General features: G+C 36.0%; 2 protein-coding genes and 1 pseudogene. 2 read left to right on the forward strand and 1 reads right to left on the reverse strand.

The features are described 5' to 3' along the window. Positions 1-216: hypothetical protein (locus tag AC1DRQ_RS30235; protein ID WP_477429647.1), on the forward strand; the 216-nt coding region annotated here is incomplete at its 5' end. Between the two features lie 97 nt (positions 217-313). On the opposite strand, the gene AC1DRQ_RS30240 is transcribed toward AC1DRQ_RS30235, so the two are convergent. Further along, positions 314-1084, reverse strand: coding sequence for a hypothetical protein (locus AC1DRQ_RS30240; protein WP_477429649.1), 771 nt, complete (start codon positions 1082-1084; stop codon positions 314-316). Between the two features lie 1418 nt (positions 1085-2502). Between AC1DRQ_RS30240 and AC1DRQ_RS30245 the strand changes: the two are divergent. After that, positions 2503-3482: pseudogene (locus tag AC1DRQ_RS30245) on the forward strand (hypothetical protein); the annotation flags it as partial.

Below are 3482 nucleotides of genomic sequence, written 5' to 3' on the forward strand. Positions count from 1 at the left end.
ATACAAAAAGAGAGTAGTGTAGAACGGGAGGTGCATGTATTCGATTGGTCGTATGAAAACTCTAATGACAAAAGCAGAGGAACAGCTAACGTTGCACTTATCAAACATTATACATTAACAGCAGTGACTTTTAAACTATTCATATACTTGCCACATGGTGCTCAATTAACTTTTAAGGGGCACATGGAAGGAAGTTTGAAACAGTTAAGTTCGTAACATAACTTCCAGTTTTTTTATTAAGAAGTGCTGAATGTAAATAACAAAGGAGCTTACGTAATGTAAGCTCCTTTCGTGTTAATGAATAACAAAATAATCAAACAATGACCTTATCCCATCTATCCGCAATTTCTTTACAAGCAGCTTCGATATTAGCTAGAATTCTTTTATATGCCCTGGGAGAGGTGAATATTTCACCTCGGTAAACATCCAAAACCATACAATGCTCGCTTTTGAAATTAAATCCAAATTCATTCTCGAAGTAATGTTTAGTTAAACAAGCCATTAATTCCCCTCTAGCTTTTGCCAAGGGTTCATTCTTTCCAAAATAAAACTTTACGAATCCTAGTTGTTGCTTTCCCTTTTCATCTCGTAAGATTAATTCGGGACGCAAGCTAATTTGAACACCACTCAAAATAAATTTGTGGTTTGGATTATGTACAGCGACTTCAGGCTTAAATGGGGATAATTGATGACGAACCTGTAGCTCAGATCTCAAAAATGATCTAAGAGCATCTGAACTAGCAATAGCATATTTTTTTTCCATTGCATCATAAGTAATAATACCCCTCATGCGATCTGCCTCGATGGAAAGAAAGATTGGCTCGTCTCTAATGTTTGATAAATAAGATGACAGCGAATCCTCTGCCCTATTGTACCATTTTGTTATGAACGAAATAGGCACTTTACACTGCCTAATTATACTATTTCTTCTGGAAGCTGTAGCCTCGTCAGCATATTCRCAAAGTGGATTTAAAGAAACCCTCGGACTTTCATTAACTTTTTTCATTTGTGTTTTCTTCTTTTCTTTTAAATTGTACGGTCTCATTTTTATTATTAAATGATGAAATTTTTGTACAATACTCACCTTGAGTAAGGTGTTGCTGACGGGTACAGCCCGAAAATAGTTTTGAAAACCTTAAGGGTTATCAACAGATGTTTATAAAATCCTGTTGATTAAATCAGAAAGTGTTTAGACTTTTGCTGCTACAAACTTAACCATTAAAGAAAGTCCAGGATATCTTAGCCTGGTTGGAGATCACAAGTCTCCGCGTGAATGAAGTCTGATCGGTGCTTCGAACACTTTTCAGACTTCATATTCATTGTCTACTTATTTACTTTTAAATTTCTCAAAAAACAAACATCATCTGGCAATTCATTGTACTTTAATCGCCTGACTTACAACAAAGTTATTGTTTGAAACACTATAATTTTAATGATAGTTTTACACAAATGCCCAAGTTATTAACACTTTGTAAATTCAATTTGCATACACCTTTACGCCTTTTAAAATTTAATATGCTTACAGCCAACATATTAGAATAATAATAAAATGCCTTTGAAAAAAAGTGTTGCCTATAAGGCAGTTATAAAAATAAATACATTACTTAACAACGACAATCTGTTTGTTCTGGGCCTTAGCTGGAATTTCCTCTAATAAAACGTTGTTAACTATTCCCCCTCGAACATGTGCACCTTCCGTCGCCGCAATTGGCATAAGTTTCATTCTTTGATAGCGGCTCAATTCAGGCATAAGCCTACACTTACCATCCCCGCTTTTGTTGCTTACAACAGGATATGGTAAGCTATGCTTATGACGCGCGTAGAGGCCTCTCACACACCAGGATGATCGGTATTGCGCAACTCTTAAGCTTTTCAAATCAGTCGCCAGATATTGTTACGTTTAATAAGTGCTATGCACACATTAAACTCCACCGCAGGCCATCACATTATGCCGCACTTTTTTATTTCAGTCCCTATACACATATACCACCCACATATAAAATGTGCAGGCATAAACCAACTATTGCGATCTGTCACCTAATTTGACTTAAGCAAAATCATTGCTCCATGAAAGCTCTCTCTGGCCTTATCAATCCATTCGCTATGCTCATTCATTGCTAAGTCAGGCGCTTTCCACAATTTTAGCTCACCTGCTTTCTCGCACGTTGCTTCGATACCGTCACAGCATTTGATAGATGGCCCTTCCAGCACTTACCTTAAAAGGTCAAATGCAGCGCCGATATCTTGTGAAGCATTCTTTCAATCGCTCTGTCAAGCTTCTTTTGAAAGACAACGTGCTCTGTTCGCAGGCGGCTCGCTGAATAACTGAAACATCTGTGAATTAAATATATTCTACAAATAACATCTATTTGGAGACTTGAGATAACCCTTTAGTACAAACTAAATCATAATAAATTCTTTATCTTTTGTGCTGTTGTGAGATGCCTGAGATCTAACTATATTCGTAGGTAATCTAAGCCACTTTCACATATATATTATACTATGGCACTTAAGGATAATGTTCTAAAGCACTCTAAAAGACAAATAGATGAGGCTGCTAACCAGCTAATAGACGTGAATACAACTCCTAATGCAAAGGAAAATGCATTAGAAATCCTGGGAAACTTTAGATCATGTCATGCTTATCCTATTAATACATTTCAAGCTACCTTGCGCACAAAACTAAACAGGATTGGGATTGATTATCTAGTTTCCCAGCGACTAAAACGTATGACTTCTATTATTCTTAAGTTGGAACGGTTTCCAAATATGCGACTTTCTCAAATGCAAGATATAGGAGGGTTGAGAGCGATATTGCCAAGTATAAAAGATGTAACGAACTTAGTAGATGTATATAATAAGGCTCCGTTTCAGCATGAAGTTAAAAGTATTAAAGATTATATTCAGCATCCAAAAGATTCTGGATATAGGTGTTATCATATAGTATATAAGTATCGGAATACCATCAATAACTCTTATGATGGGTTAATGATCGAATTACAAATACGAACCAAATTACAACATGCGTGGGCTACAGCAGTTGAAACAATGGGAACGTTTATTGACCACTCACTGAAATCAAGTCAGGGTCCACAAGAGTGGCTTGATTTTTTTTCGCTAGTAGGTAATGCCTTTGCCTACATTGAAGGAACCAATACTTTAGAAAGATATAATGATGTAACGCAAACCCAAATATTTAAGCAGGTTAAAGAAGATGCAAATCGGCTACAGGTTATAACTCAATTAGAAGGCTTTAGCCAAGTTATTTCAAATATAGAAACAGACAAGAAACAAGGTAGTCTTCATTTAGTAGTTTTAGACGTTTCAAATAAAGAAGTACGTATCCGAACCTTTTCTAAGACTTCAATAGAACAAGCCTCAATTGAATACCTTAAAGAAGAAGCGGCTATATCAGATAGTAATAAACGCCAAGTGGTACTAGTATCATCAAACTCACTTGATTCTTTAAGGAAAGCATATCC

It is taken from the genome of Mucilaginibacter sp. P4_E8 (assembly GCF_056401495.1).